Genomic DNA, 2,049 nt, shown 5'->3' with positions numbered 1-2,049 from the left:
CGTGCCGGACGGCCCGGACGTCGAGCTGGCTGCCCGGGTACGGCGGGAATGCGCGAGCCGGCTGCCGGAGTACATGATCCCGGCGGACCTGGTGGTGGTGGAGTCCATTCCGCTCAACGCCAACGGCAAGGTCGACAGGGCTGCTCTCGCGGCGTCGGTGACCGGTGGCGGGCGGGTGCACGTGGCTCCCCGTACCGACCTGGAGCGGCAGCTCGCGGAGATCTGGGCACGCGTGTTGAACCTCGACACCGTCAGCGTCATGGACAGCTTCTTCGACCTCGGCGGGCACTCGATCAGCGCCATCGCTCTCGTCGGCGCCCTGCGTACGGCCGGGATCCCCGCGTCCGTGCGCGACGTCTTCCTGCACCGCACCGTCGCCGCGCTCGCCGCGAACCTCGAAGCGGAGCAGACCCCCGCCGAGCCGCTGTTCCAGCCGGTGGCCCCGTTTGCGCTGCTCGACGACGCCGCCCGGGCCGCCCTGCCGGCCGGCCTCGCCGACGCGTACCCCATCGCCCAGGTGCAACTCGGCATGCTCGTCAAGACGATGACCGACACCGAGCGGCACACCTACCACAACGTCTCGGCCTTCCCGATCCACGACGAGCAGCCCCTGGTCACCGACGCGCTGCGCCGCGCCGTACAGACCGTCGTCGACCGGCACGAGATCCTGCGGACGTCGTTCGACCTGAACGCCTACTCGGTGCCACTGCAACTCGTGCACGCCGACGTGCCGATCGAGGTGACCGAGCTCGACCTGCGTGGCCCGGACACCGAGGCGCGGATGAGCGCCTTCATGGCCGCCGAGCGGGCCAACCCGTTCGCCCCGGACGAGGTCCCGCAGATGCGCGTCGCCGGTGCGGTCGGCGAGGGCAACGCCTGGTGGTTCGTGCTCACCATGTCGCACGGCATCCTCGAGGGCTGGAGCCACCACTCCCTGCTGATGGAGATCCTGGACAACTACCGACGACTGCGGGACACGGGCGCTCCGGTGCCCGTCGACGCGCTGCCCGTGCGCTATGCCGACTTCGTCGCCGCGGAAATGGCCGCGCTGACGTCCGCCGAGGACGAGGCGTACTGGCGGGGCGTCGTCGAGTACCCGCGTTTCGCCCTGCCCGCCGGCTGGGGCACCCCCGACTCCGACCCCCAGTTCCAGTGCGGCACCCGGGTGCCGCTGCACGACCTGCTCGACGGGCTCAGGGACCTGGCAAGCAGCACCGGCACCGCACTGAAGAGCGTGCTGCTGGCCGCGCACCTGAAGGTGATGAGCCAGATCACCGTCGAGCCCGTCTTCACGAGTGGCCTGGTCTGCCACGGGCGGCCCGAGGTGACCGGCGCGGACCAGGTGTACGGCATGCACCTGAACACGTTGCCGATCGTGCACCGGGGCCCGGCGGCCACCTGGGCGGAGCTGATCCGGCAGACCTTCGACGCCGAGGTGGAGCTGTGGCCGCACCGGCACTACCCGCTGCCGTCGGTGCAGCGGTTCACCGACGGTGCCCGGCCCATCGAGATCCTCTTCAACTACCTCGACTTCGCCCAGGTCGACACCGACCGGGTCGGCTTCGACGACGCCGTCTACGAGGCGTCCAGCGAGTTCGACCTGCACGTCTCCACCCTGGACGGCACGCTGAGCATCCTCAGCGATCCCCACGTCGTGAGCTACCCCAACGTCCTGCGCCTGGGCGCGATGTACCGGGTGGTGCTGGAGGCGATGGTGGCGGATCCGGGCGGGGACGCGCGGGTGGTGTGCCTGCCCGCGGGTGAGGTGTCGGTGCTGTTGGCCGACGGCGACGGCGCGGTGGAGCCGGTGTCGGAGTCGGTGCTGACGGCCGTCGAACACCAGGTGGCGGCCGTGCCGTCGGCTACTGCGGTGAACGGTGTGTCGTTCGCCGAGGTGGACGCGCGGGCTGTGGCGTTGGGGTCGTGGCTGGTCTCGCGGGGTGTCCGCCGGGGATCGGTGGTGGGGGTGCTGCTGGATCGGAGTGTCGATCTGGTGGCGGCGCTGCTGGGGGTGTGGAAGGCGGGGGCGGCGTTCGTGCCGCTGGACCC

At 71.2% G+C, this 2,049-nt stretch carries 1 protein-coding gene; it reads left to right on the top strand.

Features of this window, described 5'->3' with window-relative positions; genetic code table 11:
* Nucleotides 1-2,049, top strand: a 2,049-nt coding sequence (locus ABZS77_RS29990) for a condensation domain-containing protein (RefSeq protein ID WP_354829689.1), incomplete at both ends; no start/stop codon positions are given.

This window comes from Micromonospora sp. NPDC005298 (assembly GCF_040607375.1).
Lineage (GTDB): Bacteria > Actinomycetota > Actinomycetes > Mycobacteriales > Micromonosporaceae > Micromonospora.
The sequence above is the reverse complement of the archived record's forward strand: the minus strand, read 5'-3'. Positions and strand labels throughout refer to the sequence as shown.